Genomic DNA, 2,981 nt, shown 5'->3' with positions numbered 1-2,981 from the left:
TTCCAATGGAACTTCCCTATTATATTTTCTAAGCATAACCCAAATCGATTGTATACCTTTTCAAATCATGTACACGTTACTGAAAATGAAGGGCAATCTTGGGATATTATTAGTCCAGATTTAACTCGAAATGATCCTGAAAAACTAAAATCTTCAGGAGGACCAATTACACAAGATAACACCTCTGTAGAATACTATTGTACCATTTTTGCTGCACAAGAATCGCCAGTGACTGAAGGTTTACTTTGGGTTGGTAGTGATGATGGTTTGGTGCATGTAACTAAAGATGGTGGACAAACTTGGGAGAATGTGACGCCAAAAGGAATGCCAGAATGGATGATGATTAATAGTATAGAGCCAAGTGCATTCGATGCTGGAACATGCTACATTGCTGGAACCAAGTATAAAACAGGTGATTTTGCACCTTATTTGTATAAAACAACTGATTATGGAAAGTCTTGGACAAAGATTACAAATGGTATTAATGCAGAACATTTCACGAGAGTATTAAGAGAAGATCCAAAGCAAAAAGGTTTACTGTATGCAGGTACAGAAACAGGAATGTACATTTCTTTTAATGATGGTAAAAACTGGAAGCCATTCCAATTGAATTTACCAATTGTACCAATTACAGATTTAACGATTAAAGACAATAATTTGGTTGTAGCAACACAAGGAAGAAGTGTTTGGATTATTGACGATTTAACGGTTTTACACCAATTATATAGTGCTGATGCTGGTAAAAACATGTTATTTCAGCCAAAGGATACCTATCGTATGCGAGGTGGAAGTTTTAAAGGTAGTAAGACTTCAGGAACAAATCATCCTAGTGGTGTAATTACATATTTTAATCTAAAAGATTACAAGGAAGATGATAAAGTGTCATTAACCTATTTCGATACCAAAGGAGATACGATTAAAACCTTCAGTACTAAAGACAAAAAGAACAACCTGAAAGTTAAAAAGGGAGCAAATCAATTTGTATGGAATATGACTTATGATGGTGCTGAAAGGTTAAAAGGTATGATCTTGTGGTGGGCAAGTTTACAAGGTCCTAGAGCTATTCCTGGAGATTACAAAGTGACATTAAGAGTTGAATCAAAATCAGATGGAAATGTCACATCGAGCGCAGTCGAGATGTCTCAACCATTTACAATTCTTGCAGATCCTAGAGCCGAAAGTACTTTGACTGATATGAAGCAGCAGTTTGAGTTTGTTAAAGATGTCAATAAAACTATGGACGAAGCGCATCAATCCATCAAAAAAATAAGAAAGGTAAACAAGCAATTGAGTGCATTCGAAGCGCAATACAAAGATGATGATAATGTCAAAGCGCTTTTAGAAAAAGCAAAAACTTTAAAAGAGCAGTTATCAGATATTGAAAAAGCATTATATCAAACAAAAAACAGAAGTGGGCAAGATCCATTGAATTTCCCAATTAGATTAACCAATAAATTAGGGCATTTGAATTCCTTAGTGAGTATGGGAGACTTTGCGCCAACTGCTCAAGATATAGCTGTTAAAAACGAATTGACTCAAAAAATTGAAGTCCAATTAAAAGCATTCAATAACATTATTACCAATGAAATCAAAGCGTTTAATGAATCCTTTAACGCGAAACAACTAAACTACTTGTTTGTTGAGGATTAATTATAATTTTGTCATACCGAATTTATTTGAATATCTAAATGGATATTGAGATAGGCTTTAAAATAAATTTTAAATAATAACTACAGTAAATCAATGGAATACTACAATTATATAAAATCACTTCACTTAATCTTCGTTATTACGTGGTTTGCAGGATTGTTTTACATACCTAGATTGTTTGTGTATCAGATTGAGGCATTTCATAAGCCTTCGCCTGAAAAAGAAATATTAGGAAAGCAATTAAAGTTAATGAGTAAACGATTATGGTATATCATCACATGGCCTTCAGCTGTATTAGCAACGTTATTTGCTGTTTGGTTAATGATACTTGTGCCAGAATGGTTTCAGCAAGAATGGATGCATGTAAAACTCACTTTTGTATTCCTTTTGTATATATATCATTACAAAACCCATGTGTATTATAAGCAATTGCAAAAAGATGAAGTAAAAGTAACATCAAATTTTATGCGCATATGGAATGAAGGCGCTACTTTTATTTTGTTTGCTGTAGTGTTTTTGGTGATTCTTAAGAGTTCTATTAATTGGGTTTTTGGTGTTATAGGTATTATAGTTTTAGGAATTTTAATAATGCTCGGTTTTAAGCTCTATAAAAATATTCGTTCCAAAAATCCAGAAGCATAACCCAAAAAACTCTAAAGTCTAAAATCGCAAATTCCAAATATGCGTGATTGGAATTTTGTTTTTTGAAATTTGTGCTCCGTGCTTTTGGTGTGATTATTGCTATATTTAAAATCTTAATTTAAGATTCCTGTTTTGCAGGCAATTCTATGAGAATTACAAAATTGTCCTTACGATCTAGAATTTTTATAGCCATGATTCTTTTGGTCTTGTTGGCATCTGTATTGATAGCTGCTGTAACTATATATCAGTATAATGAAGAGGCTAGAGACTATCATAAAGAACGCTTAGAACGAAAGGAAAGAGCAATTAAAAAGAGTATTGATAATACGATACAAAAAACGACTTACCCTGTTGCTACGGAGAATATTCCTTTAATTTTTAAGGATGCGATTTTTGAGATAGATGCTATTCATAACCTTCAGATCAACTTGTACGATTTAGAAGGAGAACTTTTGAAGAGCTCTAAACGCACAATTTTAAGAGACACTACTGAACAATGTTTAGATGCTGAGGTTTTAAACACATTATCTAATACAGTTGAACATAGATATGTGAAAAAAATTGAAGAAAACGGGCAGACATTTCAATCATCCTATTCTTATATCACTGACGAAAAATTTAAAAACTTAGCCATTCTTAATTTACCATATTTAGAGAATGATGATTTTCTAAATAAAGAATTAAATGAA

2 protein-coding genes and 1 pseudogene are annotated in these 2,981 nt (G+C 32.6%); all 3 read left to right on the top strand.

The annotated features are described in order from the left end of the window. Positions 1 to 1,650: WD40/YVTN/BNR-like repeat-containing protein (locus N4A42_RS06455; RefSeq protein ID WP_367172496.1), on the top strand; the 1,650-nt coding region annotated here is incomplete at its 5' end. Between the two features lie 93 nt (positions 1,651 to 1,743). Next, positions 1,744 to 2,292 (top strand): CopD family protein, encoded by a 549-nt coding sequence (locus N4A42_RS06450; protein WP_294071564.1) that lies wholly within the window; start codon positions 1,744 to 1,746, stop codon positions 2,290 to 2,292. A gap of 146 nt (positions 2,293 to 2,438) precedes the next feature. Further along, positions 2,439 to 2,981 (top strand): annotated as a pseudogene (locus N4A42_RS06445) (two-component sensor histidine kinase); the annotation flags it as partial.

Origin of the sequence: Winogradskyella sp. (genome assembly GCF_025210595.1) — a bacterium.
Classification (GTDB): domain Bacteria; phylum Bacteroidota; class Bacteroidia; order Flavobacteriales; family Flavobacteriaceae; genus Winogradskyella.
The sequence above is the reverse complement of the archived record's forward strand: the minus strand, read 5'-3'. Positions and strand labels throughout refer to the sequence as shown.